The following is a 19836-nucleotide window of genomic DNA, read 5'->3' as shown; positions in this document are numbered from 1 at the left end:
CGATTCCCCAGTTGTGACCCACCCCGGCGCCACGGCGTTCCCCGTCTGCGAACTCGTGACACTGCCCGTGGGCGAAGTCGTCACGGTGACCCCGCCGGGCATGGCTCCCATCTCCGTCTTCCACACCTCCGACGGTCTGTATGCCATCGACGACACCTGCACCCATCAGGACGCCTCCCTCGCCGACGGCTGGGTCGAAGGCTGCACCGTCGAGTGCCCGCTCCACGAAGCGTGCTTCGACCTCCGCACCGGAGTGCCCTCGGGCCCGCCGGCCAAGATCGCGGTCCGCACACACGACGTGTCGATCGTCGACGGCACCGTGCTGCTTCATCTCGACCAGAAGGGCGACGCCCGATGAACACTGTCCCGAATTCCATTGTGGTACTGGGCGCTTCCCTCGCCGGACTGTCGGCGGTGCGCGCACTGCGCGAGAAGGGATACACCGGCCGCCTCGTCGTGGCCGGCAGCGAGCAGTCCCTGCCCTACGACCGGCCGCCCCTGTCCAAGGAATTCCTCACCGGCGACCTGACCGACGAGGATCTGCTGTTGATGAACAGCGACGACGACACCCTCGACGTCGAATGGCGCATGAACAGAACTGCCACCGGTCTGGTCCATGCCCCCGAAGGGCTCCACCGTGTCACGTTCGACGACGGGTCCCACTTCGACGCCGATGCCGTCGTCGTCGCGACGGGCGCGCGTGCCCGAACCCTGCCCGGACACTCCGGTCTCGCCGGCGTGCACACACTCAGGTCGGTCGACGACGCACGCGCACTGCGGGATTCGCTGTCGCGTGCGCAGAACCTCGTGATCGTGGGAGCAGGGTTCATCGGCGCCGAGGTGGCCTCCACCGCGGCCCGCATGAGCCTGAACGTCACCGTCGTCGAGGCGTCACCGACACCCCTGGCGGGCCCGCTCGGCATCGAACTCGGGGCGATCTGCGCAGGACAGCATGCCGCACACGGCGTCCGGCTCCTCACCGGGGCAGTCGTCGCCGCACTGCTCGGTGACGACGCGGTCGAAGCCGTCCAGCTGAGTGACGGAACCATCCTCCCCGCGGACGCCGTGGTGGTCGGAATCGGGGCCGTCCCCAACGTCGAATGGGCACGCGATTCGGAACTGATGATCGAAGACGGCTTCCTCACCGACTCGTCGTGCCGCACGAACGTGCCCGGCGTGTACGCGATCGGCGACTGCGCACGGACTTTCGACGACGCCCACCAGGTGCACCACAGAAGCGAGCACTGGAGCAACGCCGTCGCACAGGCCGCCACCGTCGCCGACACGATCATGGCCACACCGTCCGGACCCGCCGCGATCCCGTACTTCTGGTCCCACCAGTACGGCAAGATGCTGCAGTTCGCCGGGACGAGACACAGCACCGACGAGGTCCGGTTCGTCGACGGCGATCCCGGAACCGGCACGTTCGTGGCCACCTACGACCGGGACGGCGACACCGTGGGCGTCTTCGCGATGAACAGTCCCCGGCTGTTCACCCGGTACAAGAAGCAACTCGCCAGGTCGCGGGCCTGATGCCGGCGCTACGTGACGGCATAGCCCAATCGGCTGCTGATCTGCTGGGACGTGTCGAGTGCGGCGCGGGCGACGTCCTCGAACCGTTCGGGCAGCAGCCGGTAGGCGGGGCCGGACACACTCAGAGCGGCAATCATTTTCGACGTGTAGTCCCGGATCGGGACGGACACCGCGTTCAGCCCGAGTTCGAGTTCCTCCTCGGACTCCGCCCATCCCCGCTCGCGAATGGTTTTCAACGATTCCACGAGCGCGGGCACATCGGTGAGAGTTTTCTCCGTGAGTGCAATCGGAGTTTCTCCCACACGCTCCGCGAGTTCGCTGTCGGACAATTCCGTCAGCAACAATTTTCCACTCGCCGTCGCATGCGCCGGGCTGCTTTGACCCACCCAGGTATTGGTACCGACACCGGACGGACCGTCCGCTTTGACGATGCTCACCGAGCGATTGCCGTCGAGTATCGACACATTGACGCTCTCACCGACAGTTTCCGCCAGTTCGGCGCACAATTCCTGACTCTGCCGCACCAGATCGCCGTCCGGCGACGCGGTGCGGGCCAGCCGGACGATGGAATTGCCGAGTTGGAATTTTCCCCGGCTCTTCAATTGCGCGACGTACCCTCGCGAATCCAGAACGGCGACGAGGCGCGATGCGGTCGACTTGTGGACACCCAACTCGTCGGCGATTTCGGTGACACCGGCGGTACCGAGCCTCGCCAGGATTTCGAGTACCGCCAGAGCGCGGTCCACTGACTGCACAGCGCCGGACGGCCGGCTCCGATCCCCATTCGAGTTATCGTCCAATTCAGTCATCTCGACTTCAGGATAGGCGACATCACCGTGCGACGGTTACCTCCATCCACACCCGGTTCCACGTCATCACAGTCGGGGTCGGTGCGCATTTCCACTTCGGATCGCGGAATTGCGGCCATTTCATCGACCAATCGTCGTGGAATTACCCGCAATTCGGGGTTGACCCCCTTACTCGTCCAGACCTAATGTGTTGATATATCAGTTGTCGATTTCGGTTCGGATCAGTCCGATCCGTTTCGCAATTCACAGTTCTTTCCGGCGCCGTTCGAGCCCACACCGAACACCGAATCTCCCGCTACTTCGCCACACACAGGCACCCACCCAACCAGGAGGACCATCATGGGGTCACCGCGCGTAGTGATCATCGGAGCCGGCATCGTCGGCGCGAATCTGGCCGACGAGCTCACCGCTCGCGGCTGGGATCGGATCACGGTTCTCGATCAGGGACCGTTGCCGCTCACCGGAGGCTCCACGTCGCACGCACCGGGCCTGGTGTTCCAGACGAATGCGTCCAAGACGATGACCGAGTTCGCCCGGTACACGGTCGAGAAGTTCGTCGGACTCGACGTGGACGGCGAATGGTGCTTCAACCAACTCGGCGGACTCGAGGTGGCCACCACCCCCGAGCGTCTGGCCGATCTGCACCGCAAACAGGGCTGGGCCACGTCCTGGGGCATCGAGGGCGCCGTCCTCGACCCGGCCGAGTGCGCGAAGCTGCACCCGCTGCTCGACGAGAAGCGGGTGCTCGGCGGGCTGTACGTGGAGACGGACGGCCTCGCGAAGGCGTCCCGAGTCGTCGTCGCGCTGGCCCGGCGCGCCGAGGCCCGCGGTGCCGTGTTCCAGGGTTCGACGAAGGTGATCGGCATCGAACAGAGCGGCGGCAAGGTGACCGGCGTCGCCACCGCCGACGGGGTGATCCCCGCCGACATCGTGGTGTCCTGCGCGGGCTTCTGGGGTCCCGACATCGGCGCGATGGTGGGCATGGACGTCCCGCTGCTCCCTCTGGCACACCAGTACGCGAAGACCGAGCAGATTCCCGAACTCGTCGGACGGAACACCGAACTCGCCGAGGCGGGCTTCCCGATCCTGCGCCACCAGGACCAGGATCTGTACTTCCGTGAGCACGTCGACCGCCTCGGCATCGGCACGTACGCGCACCGCCCGATGCCGGTGAACCTGCGCGACCTCGACGAGAGCGACGACGTGTCCGCGTCCGACATGCCGTCGATGCTGCCGTTCACCGAAGAAGACTTCGCGCCGTCGTGGGAGCAGAGCAAGTTGCTGCTGCCGTGCCTCGAATCCGCGAAACTGGAGGCCGGTTTCAACGGGGTCTTCTCGTTCACCCCGGACGGCGGACCGCTCATCGGCGAGTCCCCGGACGTCGCCGGGTTCTGGATCGCCGAGGCAGTGTGGGTGACGCACTCCGCCGGTGTCGGCCGGGCGGTCGCGCAACTGCTCGTCGACGGCCGCTCCGAGGTCGAACTGCACGGCTGCGACGTGCACCGCTTCGAGGAGATCCAGCTCGCACCCGACTACGTCAGCGAGACGTCGCAGCAGAACTTCGTCGAGATCTACGACGTGCTGCACCCACTGCAGCCCAAGGAGTCTCCCCGCGACCTGCGGGTCAGCCCCTTCCACACTCGCCAGAAGGAACTCGGCGCCGTGTTCCTGGAAAGCTCCGGCTGGGAACGCCCGCACTGGTTCGAGTCCAACGCCCATCTGGTACAGGACCTTCCGGCCGAATGGCAGCCGCCGGCCCGCGAACCGTGGGCAGCGATGTTCCACTCCCCCATCGCCGCGGCCGAGGCCTGGAAGACCCGAACCTCGGTGGCGATGTACGACATGACACCGCTGAAGCGCCTCGAGATCAGCGGCCCCGGCGCGCTGGCCCTGCTCGACCGGCTGACGACCGGCAAGATGGACAAGTCCGTCGGGTCCGTCACCTACACGCTCGCGCTCGACGAGACCGGTGGCGTCCGCAGCGACCTCACCGTCACGCGGCTGTCAGACAACATCTTCCAGGTCGGTGCCAACGGCAACCTCGATCTCGACTACTTCCGCCGCCAGTCCCCGGACGACGGCAGTGTGCAGATCCGGGACATCACCGGCGGCACGTGCGGGATCGGGTTGTGGGGCCCGCGCGCCCGGGATCTGGTGCAGGCGCTGAGCTCCGACGACTTCACGAACGAGAACTTCAAGTACTTCCGCGCGAAGCAGGTCCGCATCGGCGGTGTTCCCGTCACGGCGATGCGTCTGTCGTACGTCGGCGAACTCGGCTGGGAACTGTACACGTCCGCCGACAACGGTTTGCGCCTGTGGGATCTGCTGTGGGCGGAAGGGCAGAAGTACGACGTCATCGCCGCCGGCCGCGCCGCGTTCAACAGCCTGCGGATGGAGAAGGGCTACCGCTCGTGGGGCAGCGACATGACCACCGAGCACAATCCCTACGAGGCCGGTCTCGGGTTCGCGGTCCGACTGCAGAAGGGCGACTTCCGTGGGCGTGACGCGCTCGACGGCGTCTCCGACGAGACGGTGGAGCGGCGCCTGGCGTGCCTCATGATCGACGACCGCACGTCGGTGGTCCTCGGCCACGAGCCGGTATTCGTCGACGGACAGCCCGCCGGGTACGTCACGAGCGCCGCGTTCGGTCACACGGTGGGGGCGCCGATCGCCTACGCCTGGCTTCCCGCGAACGCGACCGCCGACACCCCGGTGGAGATCGAGTACTTCGGACGCCGCATCCCGGCAACGGTCGTGGCCGAGCCGCTCGTCGACCCCGAGATGAAGAAGATCCGGTCATGACCCTCCGAGACGACACGATCGCCGGATTCCTGGACTCACTCGCCGCTCGGACCCCCGCGCCCGGCGGCGGCGCGACCGGCGCCCTCCACCTCGGCCAGGCAGCCGCGCTGGTCTCGATGGTCGCCCGCTACACCACCGGCAAGAGGTACGCCGACCACGGGATGCTCGTCGAACGCATCTGCGCGTCCGCGGATGCGTTCCGCGAGAAGGCACTGCAGTTCGCCGACGACGACATGGCGGCATTCACGGCCGTCATCGACGCCTACCGGCTCCCCCAGGACACGGACGACGAAACGGCCGCCCGCACGTCGGCGATCGCGACCGCCCTCGCCGGCGCCGCCGCGGTCCCCGCCGAGGTGGTGGTCGCGGCGGGCGACGTCGTCGCACTCGCCGACGTCCTGCTGCCGGTAGCGAACCGCACCGTCGTCAGCGACGTCGCGGCCGCCGCCGAGGCTGCCCGCGCAGCCACCACCACCGCCCGGGTCAACATCGAGGTGAACCTGCCGGGTATCACCGATCCGGATACCCGCCGGGCCCTCACCGAATGCCTGTCCGGCGTCGACGCGATCGTCGAGCGTGCCGACGCAGTCACGACACGAGTACGAAAGCAGCTGAGTTCATGACCAGAAGCCTCGGTGGCGCCGAACTCGCCACCTCCATCCGCAATGACGCGTCCGTCGCCGCCGCAGCACTCGCCGAAATCGGGGTCCGCCCCAAGCTGGCGGTCGTGCAGGCCACCGACGACGAATCGACCGCCTGGTACGTGCGGTCCATCGCGTCGGCCGCGAAACGCACCGGAATCCTGTGCGACATCGTCGATCTCGGTGCCGCGGCGTCGACCGAGCAGATCCGCAGCACGCTCGTCGAACTCGGCCACGACCCGGACGTCCACGGCATCATCCTGCAGACACCCCTGCCGGACGGAACCGACCTCGATGCCCTCCGGGAGGCGATCAACCCCGCCAAGGACGTCGACGGCGCCAACCCGGTCAGCCTCGGCCGACTCGTCGCGCGTCAGCCGGCGTTCGCGCCCGCCACCGCACACGCCGTGATCGCCCTCCTCGATCACCACGGGATCTCCCCGCACGGCAGGACGGCCGCGGTGGTCGGCAGATCGACTGTAGTCGGAAGTCCCGTCGCGCATCTGCTCGTGCAGCGCAACGCGACGGTGACCGTCTGCCACCGGCACACCACCGACCTGGCCGCCGGCACCCGTGGCGCCGACATCCTCGTCGTCGCGGTCGGCATTCCCGGACTGATCACGGCCGACCACGTCGCCGACGGCGCCGTTGTCATCGATGTCGGGACCACGGCGACCGCGGACGGCCAACTGCTCGGTGACGTCGACGCCGTGGCCGTCGACGGTCGGGCGGGCGCGCTGACCCCGGTCCCCGGAGGGGTGGGACCGGTGACCACCGCGTTGCTGCTCAATCACACGGTCGACGCCGCCGGGACGCAGTACGCCCAGACTCGATCGGAGTCCGTGCTCGCCGGGTTCCGCAGCAGCGTCTGACTCCGTCTCCACCCCTTGACCCGCTCGTCCAGCCTGAAATAGCATGGCCATTCTGATATATCAGTTCGCTCGGACTGACACCTCAATTAGTGACACCGTAACCAGTCCGGCATCGAGGAGACCCACATGACCCAGACCTTCACCCTGACGCTCAGCTGCGCTCAGCGTCCCGGGATCGTTCACGCAGTCAGCTCCTTTCTCTTCGAGCAGAACTGCGATATCGCCGAGCATCAGCAGTTCGACGACACCCGGAGCGACGCGTTCTTCCTCCGCACGTCGTTCGTGTCCGCGGAAGATGTCGACATCGAACGCCTCACGGCGGAATTCGGAAGCGTCGCCGCGAAATTCGGCATGACGTTCAACTTCAACGGCACCGACCTGCCCCGGGTGATCGTGATGGTCTCCAAGATGGGTCACTGCCTCAACGACCTCATCTTCCGCTGGCGAGCAGGCAACCTCGGCGCCGAACTCGTCGCCGTCGTCTCCAATCACGAGGTGCTGCGCCCCATGGCCGAGGCCGCCGGGCTGCCGTTCGTCCACGTCCCGGTCACGCCGGCCACCAAGCCGCAGGCCGAAGCCCGGCTGCTCGAACTCGTCGAGGAATTCGACGCAGATCTCGTGGTCCTCGCCCGGTACATGCAGGTGCTGTCGGACGACGCGTGCCGCGCACTACGCGGGCGGGCCATCAACATCCACCACTCGTTCCTGCCCGGTTTCAAGGGCGCCAAGCCCTACCACCAGGCGTTCGATCGCGGCGTCAAGCAGGTCGGGGCCACCGCCCACTACGTGACCCCTGATCTGGACGAGGGGCCCATCATCGAGCAGGAAGTCATCCGCATCGACCACTCCTTCGACCCGACGCGACTCGCCACGGTCGGGCAGGACGCCGAGGCCCTCGCGCTGTCGCGGGCCGTGCGCTGGCACTGCGAGAACCGCGTCCTGCTGCACGGTCACCGGACGGTCGTCTTCAGCTGAGGCGCTTCGCGCCCGTGCGCCTTTTTGGTAGCTCCCGCTACCAGAAAGGCGCACGGGCCGGAGGCCTACAGCAGGTCGCGGATGGCCTTCTCGAAACCGGCGACGTGGGCGAGGGTGAGGGACGAGGCGGTGTTCTCGTCGCCGTCGACGATGGCCCGGAGCAGGGCGACGTGCTCGCGGACGTGGCTCGCGACGTCGGGCAGCCGGTCGAGGAAGAGGCACCAGATGCGGGTAGCGTGTGAGTCGAGGCTGACGAGGATGTCCTCGAGGTGAGGGTTCCCGGACGCCCGGTAGATCTCGCGGTGGACGCGCACGTCCTTGCGCAGGACTTCGCGCGGATCTTCACTGTCGTCTATCTCGGCGATCTCGTCGGCGAGCGCGGTCAGCCGGGCTCGCGAGTCCGGGGACGCCGTCCGGGCCGCCCGGGCCGCCGCGGTCGGTTCGAGTTGCTTGCGGATCTCGGAGATGTCGGCGAGGTCGGTCATGTCGACGGCGGTGGCGAACGTGCCACGACGCGGGTAGGCGACGACAAGACGTTCCCGTTCGAGGCGTTTGAGCGCTTCCCGCACCGGTGTCCGGCCGAATCCCAGTTCATCGGCGAGACGGTCGTCGTTGATCGGCTCGCCGGGCCGGATGTCCAGCATGACCAGGCGTTCGCGGACGATCTCGTACGCGCGGTCGGCGTTGGTGCCGCCGTTCGATGCCGTGTCCGCGACCGATGAATGCGCCAGGCTCATGTTCCGTCTCCCTGATTTTCCGGAGCTATTGACCTTTGTCCGTCACTGACCTTACTCTACTTTCCAGTTGATATATCAGTTCAAAGTCAACTGACCTTCCAGAAAGGCGAACCATGACCGTGGACACCGCACACCTCACCGAGGTGGCAGCAGCGAACCCGACGCTGACGCATTCGCTCGCCGATCTCGACCCCGCCGTACACCAGGCGATCGCGGCCGAGCTCGAGCGACAGCAGGGCACCCTGGAAATGATTGCCAGCGAGAACTTCGCCCCGCTCGCGGTGATGCAGGCGCAAGGGTCGGTACTGACGAACAAGTACGCCGAGGGTTACCCCGGCCGCCGCTACTACGGCGGTTGCGAGCACGTCGACGTCATCGAGCAGCTCGCCATCGACCGCCTCACCGCACTGTTCGGTGCGACATTCGCCAACGTGCAACCGCATTCGGGAGCGCAGGCCAACGCCGCCGCGATGTCGGCACTGCTGAAGCCCGGCGACGGCATCCTCGGCCTGGACCTCGCGCACGGCGGTCACCTCACGCACGGGATGAAGCTGAACTTCTCCGGCAAGCTCTACGACGTCGCCGCGTACCACGTCCGCGAGGACGACCATCTCGTCGACATGGACGAGGTCGAGCGTCTCGCGCGTGAGCATCGCCCGAAGCTGATCCTGGCCGGCTGGTCCGCCTACACACGCCAACTCGACTTCGCCGCGTTCCGTCGCATCGCCGACGAGGTCGGCGCGTACCTCATGGTCGACATGGCGCACTTCGCCGGACTCGTCGCCGCCGGACTGCACCCCTCCCCCGTCCCGCACGCCCACGTGGTCACGTCGACGACGCACAAGACCCTCGGCGGTCCCCGCGGCGGCGTCATCCTCACCAACGACGAGGCACTGGCGAAGAAGTTCAACTCCTCGGTGTTCCCCGGACAGCAGGGCGGCCCGCTCGAGCACGTGATCGCCGGCAAAGCCGTCTCGTTCAAGCTCGCCGCCGAGCCCGAGTTCCGGGAGCGCCAGGAACGCACGCTCGCCGGCGCGAAGATCCTCGCCGACCGCCTCCTCGAGGACGACTCCCGGCAGGCGGGCATCAACGTCGTGTCCGGCGGCACCGACGTGCATCTGGTGCTGGTGGATCTGCGCGAGTCCGAACTCGACGGCAAGCAGGCCGAAGACCGGTTGCACCGGGTGGGAATCACGGTGAACCGCAACGCCGTCCCGTTCGACCCGCGTCCGCCGATGGTCAGCTCCGGGGTGCGGATCGGCACCCCCGCGCTCGCCACCCGCGGTTTCGACCTGGATGCGTTCACCGAGGTCGCCGACATCATCAGCTACGCGCTGCGACCGGCCACCGACGAGGCCGGACTCGACGAACTCCGCGGCCGCGTCGATGCCCTCGCGCTGCGCTTCCCGCTCTACCCCGACCTCACGGAGGCGAACTGATGAGTGCCACCCAGCCGCCCGGCGCCCACCTGCCCGACCACCCCGACTTCCTGTGGCGTAACCCGGAACCGAAGAAGTCGTACGACGTCGTCATCGTCGGCGGCGGCGGACACGGCCTCGCCACCGCGCACTACCTCGCCAAGAATCACGGCATCACCAACGTCGCGGTCCTGGAGAAGGGCTGGCTCGCGGGCGGCAACATGGCCCGCAACACCACGCTGATCCGGTCGAACTACCTGTGGGACGAGAGCGCCAAGATCTACGAGCACGCCCTCAAGCTGTGGGAGGGCCTCGAGGACGACCTCGACTACCCGATCCTGTTCAGCCAGCGCGGCGTCCTCAATCTCGCGCACAGCCTGCAGGACGTCCGCGACAGCGTCCGCCGGGTGGAGGCGAACAAGCTCAACGGAATCGACGCCGAGTGGGTCGGACCCGACGAGGTCAAGAAGCTGTGCCCGCTGGTGAACATCTCGAGCGACATCCGGTACCCCGTCCTCGGCGCGACGTATCAGCCGCGGGCCGGCATCGCCAAACACGACTACGTGGCCTGGGGATTCGCGCGCCGAGCCGACGAGGCGGGCATCGACATCATCCAGAACTGTGAGGTCACCGGTTTCGTCACGGACGGCAACAAGGTGACCGGGGTGCGCACCACCCGCGGCGACATCGCGACCGGTCAGGTCGCGCTGTGCGCGGCCGGGCACACCTCGACGCTCACCGACATGCTCGGCATCCGGACCCCCGTGCAGAGCCACCCGCTGCAGGCGCTGGTCTCCGAACTGCTCGAACCCGTGCACCCGACCATCGTGATGTCCAACGCCATCCACGTGTACGTCTCGCAGGCGCACAAGGGCGAACTGGTGATGGGCGCCGGTGTCGATTCCTACAACGGGTACGGCCAGCGCGGCGCGTTCCACATCATCGAACGTCAGATGGCGGCCGCGGTGGAGTTGTTCCCGGTGTTCGCCCGCGCGCATCTGCTGCGCACCTGGGGCGGCATCGTCGACGTGTGCCCCGACGCCTCCCCCATCGTGGGACGCACTCCGTACGACAACGTGTATCTCAACTGCGGTTGGGGCACCGGCGGATTCAAGGCCACCCCGGGGTTGGGTTGGTGTCTGGCGGACACCATCGCGAACGACGAACCGCACGAGTTCATCGCGCCGTTCAGCCTCGACCGATTCGTCACCGGCGCTCTCGTCGACGAGCACGGCGCCGCGGCCGTCGCTCACTGATCCCCCGTCGCGCACTGAAATTCAGGAGCCACAATGCAACTCATCGAATGCCCGTGGTGCGGGTCCCGTGAGGAAACCGAGTTCCACTACGGCGGCGAAGCCCACGTCCTGTATCCGGAAGATCCCGAATCCCTGACCGACGAGCAGTGGGCGCACTTCGTGTTCTTCCGCGCGAACACGAAAGGTCTTTTCGCGGAACGGTGGAACCACAGCGCCGGCTGCCGGCGCTGGTTCAACGCCGTACGCGACACCGCCACCTACCGATTCCACAGCGTCTACCGCTTGGACGAGCAGAAGCCGACGATATCGTGAACGCACCCTTCCGCACCCGCCAGGGCGGTCGCCTCGACCGCGACACCTCCTACACCTTCACGTTCGACGGCCGGGAACTGACCGGTCACCCCGGTGACACGCTCGGTTCGGCCCTGCTCGCGAACGGCGTCCACCAGATCACCACCAGCATCAAACTCGGCCGGCCCCGCGGCATCACCGCGGCGTGGGCGGAGGACACCGGCGGTCTCGTACAGATCGAGGAGCCGTTCCCCGAGCCGATGCTGCTCGCCACCACCATCGAGTTGTTCGACGGCCTCGTCGCCCGCGGCATCCCCGGCCAGGGTCGGCTCGCCGAGATCGCCGATTCGGCGAAGTACGACGCCAAGCACGTCCACACCGACCTCCTCGTCGCCGGCGCCGGACCGGCCGGTCTCGCCGCCGCGCTCACGGCGGCCCGGGCGGGCGCCCGGGTGGTGCTCGTCGACGAGCAGAGCGAAGCCGGCGGCGACCTCCTCGGGTCCACGGACCTCATCGACGGCGCACCCGCCCTCGACTGGGTCGCGGCCGCGGTCGCCGAACTCGCCACCTACCCGGATGTGCTGCACCTGCAGCGCACCACCGCGTTCGGCAACTACGACGACGGCTTCGTCCTCGCGCTGCAGCGGCGCACCGACCATCTCGGTGTCGAGGCCCCCGCGGCGCTGAGCCGCCAGCGCGTCTGGCGTATCCGCGCCCGGCACATCCTCGTCGCCGCCGGCGCGCACGAGCGTCCCGTCGTCTTCACCGACAACGACCGCCCGGGCATCATGCTCGCGCACGGTGCCCGCACCTTCCTGCACCGCTACGGTGTCAAGGTCGGTGAGCAGGCCGTCGTGTTCACCACCAACGACAGCGCGTACGAGGCCGCGATCGACCTACACGACGCCGGGGTCCGGATCAACGCGATCGTCGAGGCCCGCGACGAGGCACCCGCCCGCTGGCAGCGTGAATGCGACGCGCGCGGCATCACCATCCGCACCGGATCGGTGGTGTCCGGCACCCGCGGCAACGGCCGGATCAGTCACGCCGTCGTCGCCCAGCGCGAAAACACCCGTACCGCAGTTCCCCTCGCCTGCGACGTCCTGCTCGTCAGCGGCGGCTGGAACCCGGCCGTGCACCTGTTCTCCCAGGCCCGCGGCAAGCTCCGCTACGACGAGAACCTCGGCGCCTTCGTGCCCGGCGAGGACCTCGACGGAGTCTCCGTCGCCGGGTCCGCGAACGGTGTGTTCGACCTGGACGGGTGCCTGCGCGACGGGCAGACCGCCGGCCAGTCGATCATGCGCGACCTCGGCTTCACCGTTCCCGATCGCACGATCGACCCGGAACCTGCACCCGCGATCGAACAGTCCACCCCGCTGGTGCTCTGGCGGGTGCGGGACGTCGCCGGTGAGGACACCCAGTTCGTCGACGTGCAGCGCGACGCGACGGTCGCCGACCTGGCCCGCGCGGTCGGCGCAGGCATGACGTCGATGGAGCACATCAAGCGCTACACGACCATCGGCACCGCGCACGATCAGGGCAAGACGTCCGGGGTGATCTCCTCCGGCATCACGGCCGAACTGCTCGGCAGGCCGATCGAGACGCTGGGCACCACCACATTCCGGCCGCCGTACACCCCGGTCGCGTTCGCCGCCCTCGCCGGCCGCAGCCGCGGCGCCCTGTTCGACCCCGAACGGGTGACCGCACTGCACGATTGGCACGTCGGCCGCGGCGCGGTGTTCGAGGACGTCGGCCAGTGGAAGCGTCCCCGCTACTACCCCCTGCCCGGGGAGGACATGGACGCCGCGGTGCTGCGCGAATGCGCTGCCGTGCGCCGCAGCATCGGCATCCTCGACGGCTCCACCCTCGGCAAGATCGACGTCCAGGGTCCCGACGCCGGGGTGCTGCTCGACATGGTCTACACGAATATGATGAGCACCCTGAAGGTCGGCATGGTCCGCTACGGCGTCATGTGCGGGGTCGACGGCATGGTCATCGACGACGGCACCGTGATGCGCCTGGACGACGACCGGTTCCAGGTCTTCACGACCACCGGCGGCGCCGCGAAGATCCTCGACTGGATGGAGGAATGGCTGCAGACGGAGTGGCCCCACCTGAAGGTGCGGCTCACCTCGGTCACCGAACAGTGGGCCACGTTCCCCGTCGTCGGACCGCGCTCCCGCGACGTGATCGGTGAGGTCTTCCCCGACCTCGACGTCACCAACGACGCGTTCCCGTTCATGGCGTGGCGCGACACCTCCCTCGGCGGCGTCCACGTACGGGTCGCGCGGATCAGCTTCTCCGGTGAACTCGCGTTCGAGGTCAACGTCGACGGCTGGCACGCACCCGCGGTCTGGGCGCGCCTGATCGCCGCGGGCGAGAAGTTCGACATCACCCCGTACGGCACCGAGACCATGCACGTCCTGCGCGCCGAAAAGGGGTACCCGATCATCGGTCAGGACACCGACGGGACGGTCACCCCGCAGGACCTCGGGATGAGCTGGGCCGTGTCGAAGAAGAAGCGCGACTTCATCGGGAAGCGCTCCTTCACCCGGGCGGAGAACCAGAACCCGCTGCGCAAACAGTTCGTCGGACTGCTGCCCCTCGACAAGCAGACCGTGCTGCCCGAGGGCGCGCAGATCATCGAAGAGGCGCAAGGCGGCATCCTGCCGCCCCCGCCGGTGCCGATGCTCGGGCACGTCACGTCGAGCTATCTCAGCGCCGAACTCGGCCGCCCGTTCGGGCTCGCCCTCGTCAAGGGCGGCCGGGCCCGGCTCGGCGACACCCTGCACGTCCCGGTGGACGGAAACCTGGTCGCCGTCGAGGTCACCAGTTCCGTCCTCGTCGATCCCGAAGGAGCACGTCGCGATGGCTGACACCCTCGTCCCCCTCAGCCCCCTGCACGGCTGGGACCAGAAATTCTCCGAACTCCCCGAGTCGGTGAGCATCGCCGAGGAACCTTTTGTCGCGATGGTCGACCTGTGGGTCGACGCGGCCGGACCGGGAGCCACGGCCGCCGCAACGGTCCTCGGGTTCGACCTCCCCACCGCGGCGTCGACGTCCGCCGGCACCGACGCCACCACCGCCGTCTGGCTCGGTCCCGAGGAGTGGCTGATCACCACGCGATCACAGTCGGCGCCTGCTCTCGAGTCTGACCTGCGGGCGGCGGTGACACCCCACGGCGGCGCCGCGATCGACGTCTCCGGACAGCGAACCACCCTGCGGCTGCGCGGCACTCATGCCCGCGACGTCCTCGAGAAGGGGTGCTCACTGGATCTGCATCCGAGGGTGTACGGCCGCGGCACTGCAGCGCAGACCATGCTCGGCCTCGCGGGCGTGATCCTGATCGCGCTCGACGACGAGGGGACCGACTACCGGATTCTCGTGCGGCCCTCGTTCGCCCGGTACCTCGCGGAGTGGTTGATCGACGCCGCGGAGGAGTTCGGCGTCGACCCGGTGTAAGCGACAGCGTCGGTCCGGTGGACGGCACGGCGTCGTCCACCGGACCGATTCCCCTTTCTGGAAGGAGATGCGCCCGAATGGTTCCGTTCCCGACGCTGACCGCCACCGGCCCCGGCCGACTGCTCGACGCTCTCGCACGCGACGTTCCCCTGATCTGCGGCATCGTCAACGTGACCCCGGATTCGTTCTCCGACGGCGGCCGATACCTCGGTACCTCCGCGGCGGTCGAACACGGGCTGTCGCTCGTCGCGGAGGGCGCCGACCTCCTCGACGTCGGCGGCGAGTCGACCCGCCCCGGGTCCCGCCCGCCGTCCGTCGCGGAGGAGATCGAGCGCGTGGTGCCGGTAGTCGCAGCCCTCGCGATGTCGACGTCGGTCCCGATCTCGGTCGACACCTCGAGACCGGACGTCATGCGCGAGGCGGTCGCCGCCGGCGCGTCGATGATCAACGACGTTCGTGCCCTCCGGCTTCCGGGGGCACTGCGGACCGCGGCCGGCCTGGACGTACCCGTGTGCCTGATGCACATGCGGGGCGAGCCCGAAACGATGCAGACGTCGCCGGAGTACGGCGACGTCGTGTCCGAGGTGCGCCGGTTCCTCGTCGACCGTGTCGGCGCCTGCCGGGGCGCGGGAATTCCGCTCGAGCACGTCATGGTGGACCCGGGTTTCGGCTTCGGCAAGACCCTCGCCCACAACCTCGCGCTGTTGGCCGAGCTACGGCAGATCACCGACCTCGGTGTTCCCGTGATGGCCGGACTGTCCCGGAAGGGCATGCTGGGCACGATCACCGGTCGCGGCGTCGAGCACCGTCAGGCCGCCTCGGTGGCCGCTGCCCTGATCGCCGCACAGAACGGGGCAGCCGTCCTACGGGTGCACGACGTGGCCGCCACTGTGGACGCGGTATCCGTGCTCCGCGCGCTCGTATATCGTGGTCCCGCCAGCTTCAGTCACGCGTCGAATCGAGTCTCCGCACAGTGAACACCTCCGTGTCCGCCGCCGGTCTCGCGACGATCGGTCCTGCTGAAGCGCAGCTTGTCGAAGCTGGTGCCCAGCTGATGGAGACGATGTATCACGATCCGCGGACCGGCTTGCGGCACGTGGACCGTCACCTGCGACGTCTGGCCCGTTCGGCGGCCGTGCTCGGGTACGAGTTCGGGGAACGTGACGTCCGGCGCCACCTCGTGCAGCGGCTGTCGGGCGTCGGTCCGGCCCGGGTCCGCGTGCGCCTGCACCGCGACGGCGGGGTGGACGTCGACGTCTTCGGGCCGCCGGTCGCACCCGCGTCGGTGTCTCTCGTGCTCGACGGCGAGCCCGTCGACTCCCGGGACGTTCTCCTCGGACACAAGACGACGTTGCGCGAGCGATACGACCGCAGACGACACCGCCATCCCGGGGCCGACGACGTCGTGCTGGTCAACGAACTCGGGCACGTCACCGAGACCACGATCGCGAATCTCGCCGCCCGGATCGACGGCGTCTGGTGGACGCCGCCATTGGCGTCGGGGTGCCTGCCGGGTGTCGAGCGGTCGTGGCAGCTCGACCGCGGGCTGATGCGCGAACGCATACTCACGCCGCGCGATCTCCTGGCCGCCGAGGCGCTCGCCGTGACGAGCTCACTCAAAGGCGTGCTGCCCGCGACTCTCCGGCCGTAGCCGCTTCGTTTCCGGACGTTTTCCGGACCACCTCTTGACCCACCCTCACACCTGACCTACTGTTATGACACATACTGATATATCAATGTCAGACCTGTTGGATCACAGCGCGACTCCGCGACCACAACGCCCGACTGTCAAAGGAAAAGGCATGAGAGCTGGAAAGATTCCCTCGGATCGACGGTTCACGGCAACGCACAGTTGGTTGGCCCTCGCACCGGGACAGAGCTTCGCCGACTACCCGCTCCGGGCCGGGGTCACGGACACCGCACTCGACGAGGTCGAGGTGGTCGGACTGGAACTTCCGGCAGTGCGCAGCACGATCGAGGCAGGCGCCCCCTGCGCCCTCGTGTGGACGTCCGCCCGGACCGTCGTCACGGTGTACGCGCCGATCAGCGGACTCGTCACGATGACGAACACCGACGCCGCCGAGAACCCGCAACTCGTCGCCGACGACCCCTTCCACCGTGGCTGGCTGTTCGCCGTCCTCCCCTCGCCGACGTCGTCCGCCTACGGACTTCTCACCCCCGCGCAATACGCGAACGAACTCAGTGAGGCGGTGTAATCCCATGACCATCAGCGTGTTCGACCTGTTCTCCGTCGGCGTCGGCCCCTCGAGTTCACACACCGTCGGACCGATGCGCGCCGCCGCACGGTTCGTCTCCGACCTCCGCGCCCTCGACGCCCTGCACGCAACGGCGGACATCCGCGTCGACCTGTACGGGTCGCTCGCAGCCACGGGAGCGGGCCACGGGACGATGTCCGCGGTGCTGCTCGGGCTCGAGGGGTACTTTCCCGAGAAGATCGAGACCGAGGAAATGGAACGACGTCTCGAGGAGATGCGCAGCACCCGGCGCATCAGGGTCGGCGGATCCCACGACGTCGCACTCGCCGAGGACGAGATCGTCCTCCATCCGCTGACCATCCTGCCGTTGCACCCGAACGGGATGAGGATCACCGCGTCCACCGCCGCCGGCGTCGAAATCCACAGCGAAACCTACTTTTCCATCGGCGGCGGCTTCGTCGTCACCGAAGCGGAGAGCGCACAGCCGCCGCGCCCCGCCACCGGCGGTCTGTCGTTCGGGTCCGCCAAGGAACTCCTCGACGTCGCGGCCCGCCACGGCTACACCATCAGTGACGTGATGCTCCAGTTCGAACGCGAAACGCGGTCGACCGTGGAGATCTACGAACGGCTCCTCCATATCCGCGACGTCATGGTGGAATGCGAGAAGCGCGGGATCGCGCGCGACGGAATTCTTCCCGGCGCCCTGCGCGTGCGCCGGCGGGCACGGGACTGGTATCTCCGCCTGGATCAGGAAGATCCGCACCGTGATCCCGCATTCGCCGAGGACTGGGTCAACCTCGTCGCCCTGGCCGTCAACGAGGAGAACGCATCCGGCGGCCGCATCGTCACCGCGCCGACCAACGGGGCCGCGGGCATCATCCCCGCGGTGCTGCACTACGCCGTTCACTACACCCCAGCCGGGAAGTCGGATCCCGACGACACCGCGATCCGCTTCCTCCTCGCCGCCGGCGCCGTCGGATCGCTGTACAAGGAACGCGCGTCGATCTCCGGAGCCGAGGTCGGCTGCCAGGGCGAGGTGGGTTCCGCGGCGTCCATGGCCGCTGCCGGGCTCGCCGAGATTCTCGGCGGCACAATCGAACAGGTGGAGAATGCCGCGGAGATCGCGATGGAACACAGCCTCGGTCTCACGTGCGATCCCATCGAAGGGCTGGTGCAGATTCCGTGCATCGAACGCAACGCGATCTCGGCGGGCAAGGCCATCAACGCCGCTCGCATGGCCCTGCGCGGCGACGGCACCCACCGGGTCAGCCTCGACCAGGTGATCGAGACGATGCGCTCGACCGGCGCAGACATGCTGTCGAAGTACAAGGAAACGTCGACCGGTGGTCTGGCCGTCAACGTCCCGGTCAACTATGTCGAGTGCTGACATGATCACCGACGAACTGCGCCTGCTCCCTGCCCGCGCCGCCCAGTTCATCCGGCGGCACCCGGTTCCGAAGCCCGGCGACTACGCGCCGGAGACCCGGCTGTCGGTGCTCGACGTCCTCGTGCACTGCGCCCCGGTCCGCGGCGACGCGTTCGTCGCGTTCCAGCTGCTGAGCCGACGTGAGCTGCCCGGCTCGTACCTTCTCCACGTCGACGTCGTGGACGACGCGCTGTCCGCCCTCGACACGTTCGCCGTGACGGAACACGAGTGCGAGCAGAGCTTCGGCCCGAACTGGCAGGACGTCATGCGACACGCCGTGGAAGCGGCAGCCCTCCTGCACGGGCACTTCGGTGCGCTGACGCGGACGAGGAGCGTCGTCGACAGCCGCCGACGGCTCGGTGCCTGGGCGTGCGCACGTGAGGCGGCCTGGGACGCGGGCCGGATCAAATCCTGGTACCGCGCCCAGGACGCCGCGTGGGAACGGCACTTCATGGACGAGGCGACAGTGCGCGAGGACGAGCAACTGTGCGCGGACATCGCGACCGCGGTGCGCGACGCGGCAGCCGCGCACGCGGTGTCCGATCTAGTGGGGCGGCACGACTTCACCACCGCACACTTCGAGACCCTGCTCGACCCGTGGCGGACGGCCGCCGCGCACCTGCTCCCGCGAGGCGATTACTGCGCGGCCGCGAGCACGGTGTCGACGAACGTCCGCGGCCGCTCGGGGTGACCGTTCTCCCGCAGCGCTGACAGCGTTTCAGATCCCGCGGGTCGCGCGACTCCCGCTGTCATTCGCGTGATCGACAGCGGAGACGCCTGTGTCACAGAATCTTTCGGCCGCGGCTACCATCATCGGCAGACGGGATCGAATTCACGAAAGCACTGTCGCGAGGTGCATGTGCCGGTGGTCCTGCCGAAGCCCCACCCCACCCCTGAACGAGGTAAATATGAAGGCTCGACGGTTAGTTCTCAGCGTCCTCGGTTGTGCCGCCATTTCGATGGCAGTCGCGCCCTCCGCACAGGCGGCGACGATCTTCGACTTCCTTCCCCCGGAGATTGCGTCGCTGATTCCGAGCGGTTCGGCCGACGCCGTGAACCCCCTCCTGCCGCCCGCGCCCGCGGCTCCGGCAGCACCGGCACCCGCACCGCAGGTCGCGCCGGCACCGCAGGTAGCCCCCGCACCGCAGGCGGCTCCGGCACCGCAGGCTCCCGCACCCCGCGCGGGGTACAAGAACTGCACCGAGGCCCGCAATGCGGGTGTGACGCCGATCTACCGCGGCCAGGACGGTTACGCGTCGCACCTCGACCGCGACAACGACGGCATCGCCTGCGAGTAGTCGATCCCCGGCGCGCCGCCCGACACACGCACCCCTTCTGCGCCCACGCACCCCTTTTCGAGCCCTGGAACGGGTGCGTCTACCGAGAAGGGGTGCGTCG

At 68.1% G+C, this 19836-nt stretch carries 19 protein-coding genes; 17 read left to right on the top strand and 2 right to left on the bottom strand.

Features of this window, described 5'->3' with window-relative positions; genetic code table 11:
• The first annotated feature begins 13 nt into the window (after positions 1-13).
• Together QM841_RS05285 and QM841_RS05280 are read left to right on the top strand one after the other, a co-directional pair.
• Positions 14-358 carry a bifunctional 3-phenylpropionate/cinnamic acid dioxygenase ferredoxin subunit gene (locus tag QM841_RS05285; RefSeq protein WP_105413454.1) on the top strand — a complete coding sequence of 115 codons (345 nt, stop codon included), beginning with the start codon at positions 14-16 and terminating at the stop codon, positions 356-358.
• Positions 355-1533 carry an NAD(P)/FAD-dependent oxidoreductase gene (locus QM841_RS05280; RefSeq protein WP_283331165.1) on the top strand — a complete coding sequence of 393 codons (1179 nt, stop codon included), beginning with the start codon at positions 355-357 and terminating at the stop codon, positions 1531-1533. The genes QM841_RS05285 and QM841_RS05280 overlap by 4 nt, the downstream gene beginning before the upstream one ends.
• Positions 1534-1541: 8 nt before the next feature.
• Here QM841_RS05280 and QM841_RS05275 read toward each other — a convergent pair whose 3' ends face one another.
• On the bottom strand, positions 1542-2342 hold the full coding sequence (locus QM841_RS05275) for an IclR family transcriptional regulator (protein WP_280782098.1): 801 nt from the start codon (positions 2340-2342) through the stop codon (positions 1542-1544).
• A 339-nt stretch (positions 2343-2681) separates the two neighbouring features.
• Between QM841_RS05275 and QM841_RS05270 the strand changes: the two genes are divergently transcribed.
• The 4 genes from QM841_RS05270 to purU all read left to right on the top strand — a co-directional run bounded on the left by QM841_RS05270 (position 2682) and on the right by purU (position 7632).
• On the top strand, positions 2682-5144 hold the full coding sequence (locus tag QM841_RS05270) for a GcvT family protein (RefSeq protein WP_283331164.1): 2463 nt from the start codon (positions 2682-2684) through the stop codon (positions 5142-5144).
• Entirely contained in the window at positions 5141-5767 is a 627-nt protein-coding gene (locus tag QM841_RS05265) for a cyclodeaminase/cyclohydrolase family protein (RefSeq protein WP_283331163.1), read from the top strand. The genes QM841_RS05270 and QM841_RS05265 overlap by 4 nt, the downstream gene beginning before the upstream one ends.
• The gene (locus tag QM841_RS05260; RefSeq protein WP_283331162.1) at positions 5764-6657 is read left to right on the top strand and encodes a bifunctional 5,10-methylenetetrahydrofolate dehydrogenase/5,10-methenyltetrahydrofolate cyclohydrolase; all 894 of its coding nucleotides are present in this window, start codon (positions 5764-5766) and stop codon (positions 6655-6657) included. The genes QM841_RS05265 and QM841_RS05260 overlap by 4 nt, the downstream gene beginning before the upstream one ends.
• 126 nt (positions 6658-6783) lie before the next feature.
• Positions 6784-7632 (top strand): formyltetrahydrofolate deformylase, encoded by an 849-nt coding sequence (gene purU / locus QM841_RS05255; protein ID WP_280782102.1) that lies wholly within the window; start codon positions 6784-6786, stop codon positions 7630-7632.
• Positions 7633-7697: 65 nt separating this feature from the next.
• Here the strand turns inward: purU and QM841_RS05250 are convergent, their stop codons facing one another.
• Positions 7698-8369 carry a GntR family transcriptional regulator gene (locus QM841_RS05250; RefSeq protein WP_283331161.1) on the bottom strand — a complete coding sequence of 224 codons (672 nt, stop codon included), beginning with the start codon at positions 8367-8369 and terminating at the stop codon, positions 7698-7700.
• Between the two features lie 113 nt (positions 8370-8482).
• Here QM841_RS05250 and glyA point away from each other — a divergent pair, with 113 nt between their 5' ends.
• From glyA to QM841_RS05195, 11 genes are all read left to right on the top strand, one after another.
• A complete protein-coding gene (glyA, locus tag QM841_RS05245; protein ID WP_283331160.1) occupies positions 8483-9808 on the top strand; it encodes a serine hydroxymethyltransferase in 1326 nt (441 codons plus the stop codon).
• Entirely contained in the window at positions 9808-11043 is a 1236-nt protein-coding gene (locus QM841_RS05240; protein ID WP_007300401.1) for a sarcosine oxidase subunit beta family protein, read from the top strand. The genes glyA and QM841_RS05240 overlap by 1 nt, the downstream gene beginning before the upstream one ends.
• 33 nt (positions 11044-11076) lie before the next feature.
• Positions 11077-11355 (top strand): sarcosine oxidase subunit delta, encoded by a 279-nt coding sequence (locus QM841_RS05235; protein WP_283331159.1) that lies wholly within the window; start codon positions 11077-11079, stop codon positions 11353-11355.
• On the top strand, positions 11352-14210 hold the full coding sequence (locus QM841_RS05230) for a 2Fe-2S iron-sulfur cluster-binding protein (RefSeq protein WP_283331158.1): 2859 nt from the start codon (positions 11352-11354) through the stop codon (positions 14208-14210). The genes QM841_RS05235 and QM841_RS05230 overlap by 4 nt, the downstream gene beginning before the upstream one ends.
• Complete coding sequence (locus QM841_RS05225; protein ID WP_283331157.1) at positions 14203-14796, top strand: sarcosine oxidase subunit gamma; 594 nt, start codon at positions 14203-14205, stop codon at positions 14794-14796. Before QM841_RS05230 ends, QM841_RS05225 begins: the two co-directional genes overlap by 8 nt.
• Before the next feature lie 77 nt (positions 14797-14873).
• Positions 14874-15773, top strand: a complete 900-nt coding sequence (gene folP / locus QM841_RS05220) for a dihydropteroate synthase (protein WP_283331156.1) — start codon at positions 14874-14876, stop codon at positions 15771-15773.
• Positions 15770-16447, top strand: a complete 678-nt coding sequence (locus tag QM841_RS05215) for an aminotransferase class IV (protein WP_283331155.1) — start codon at positions 15770-15772, stop codon at positions 16445-16447. Before folP ends, QM841_RS05215 begins: the two co-directional genes overlap by 4 nt.
• A gap of 151 nt (positions 16448-16598) precedes the next feature.
• The gene (locus QM841_RS05210) at positions 16599-17012 is read left to right on the top strand and encodes a glycine cleavage system protein H (protein WP_280782110.1); all 414 of its coding nucleotides are present in this window, start codon (positions 16599-16601) and stop codon (positions 17010-17012) included.
• A gap of 4 nt (positions 17013-17016) precedes the next feature.
• Positions 17017-18399, top strand: coding sequence for an L-serine ammonia-lyase (locus tag QM841_RS05205; RefSeq protein WP_283331154.1), 1383 nt, complete (start codon positions 17017-17019; stop codon positions 18397-18399).
• 1 nt (position 18400) lies between these two features.
• Positions 18401-19129 (top strand): hypothetical protein, encoded by a 729-nt coding sequence (locus tag QM841_RS05200; RefSeq protein ID WP_283331153.1) that lies wholly within the window; start codon positions 18401-18403, stop codon positions 19127-19129.
• A 217-nt stretch (positions 19130-19346) separates the two neighbouring features.
• Positions 19347-19736, top strand: a complete 390-nt coding sequence (locus tag QM841_RS05195; protein WP_283331152.1) for an excalibur calcium-binding domain-containing protein — start codon at positions 19347-19349, stop codon at positions 19734-19736.
• Positions 19737-19836 lie beyond the last annotated feature (100 nt).

This window comes from Rhodococcus sp. IEGM 1307 (assembly GCF_030056915.1).
Lineage (GTDB): Bacteria > Actinomycetota > Actinomycetes > Mycobacteriales > Mycobacteriaceae > Rhodococcus_F > Rhodococcus_F opacus_D.
Note: the sequence above shows the minus strand (reverse complement) of the source record. Positions and strands in the feature narration are given on the sequence as shown.

Excerpts from the sequence above, each read along its gene's own strand:
- QM841_RS05265 (WP_283331163.1), top strand. The coding sequence starts at position 5,141 with ATGACCCTCCGAGACGACACGATCGCCGGATTCCTGGACTCACTCGCC.
- QM841_RS05195 (WP_283331152.1), top strand. The coding sequence starts at position 19,347 with ATGAAGGCTCGACGGTTAGTTCTCAGCGTCCTCGGTTGTGCCGCCATT.
- QM841_RS05260 (WP_283331162.1), top strand. The coding sequence starts at position 5,764 with ATGACCAGAAGCCTCGGTGGCGCCGAACTCGCCACCTCCATCCGCAAT.
- glyA (WP_283331160.1), top strand. The coding sequence starts at position 8,483 with ATGACCGTGGACACCGCACACCTCACCGAGGTGGCAGCAGCGAACCCG.
- QM841_RS05250 (WP_283331161.1), bottom strand. The coding sequence starts at position 8,369 with ATGAGCCTGGCGCATTCATCGGTCGCGGACACGGCATCGAACGGCGGC.
- QM841_RS05225 (WP_283331157.1), top strand. The coding sequence starts at position 14,203 with ATGGCTGACACCCTCGTCCCCCTCAGCCCCCTGCACGGCTGGGACCAG.
- QM841_RS05270 (WP_283331164.1), top strand. The coding sequence starts at position 2,682 with ATGGGGTCACCGCGCGTAGTGATCATCGGAGCCGGCATCGTCGGCGCG.
- folP (WP_283331156.1), top strand. The coding sequence starts at position 14,874 with ATGGTTCCGTTCCCGACGCTGACCGCCACCGGCCCCGGCCGACTGCTC.
- QM841_RS05275 (WP_280782098.1), bottom strand. The coding sequence starts at position 2,342 with ATGACTGAATTGGACGATAACTCGAATGGGGATCGGAGCCGGCCGTCC.
- QM841_RS05280 (WP_283331165.1), top strand. The coding sequence starts at position 355 with ATGAACACTGTCCCGAATTCCATTGTGGTACTGGGCGCTTCCCTCGCC.
- QM841_RS05240 (WP_007300401.1), top strand. The coding sequence starts at position 9,808 with ATGAGTGCCACCCAGCCGCCCGGCGCCCACCTGCCCGACCACCCCGAC.
- QM841_RS05205 (WP_283331154.1), top strand. The coding sequence starts at position 17,017 with ATGACCATCAGCGTGTTCGACCTGTTCTCCGTCGGCGTCGGCCCCTCG.
- purU (WP_280782102.1), top strand. The coding sequence starts at position 6,784 with ATGACCCAGACCTTCACCCTGACGCTCAGCTGCGCTCAGCGTCCCGGG.
- QM841_RS05210 (WP_280782110.1), top strand. The coding sequence starts at position 16,599 with ATGAGAGCTGGAAAGATTCCCTCGGATCGACGGTTCACGGCAACGCAC.
- QM841_RS05200 (WP_283331153.1), top strand. The coding sequence starts at position 18,401 with ATGATCACCGACGAACTGCGCCTGCTCCCTGCCCGCGCCGCCCAGTTC.
- QM841_RS05235 (WP_283331159.1), top strand. The coding sequence starts at position 11,077 with ATGCAACTCATCGAATGCCCGTGGTGCGGGTCCCGTGAGGAAACCGAG.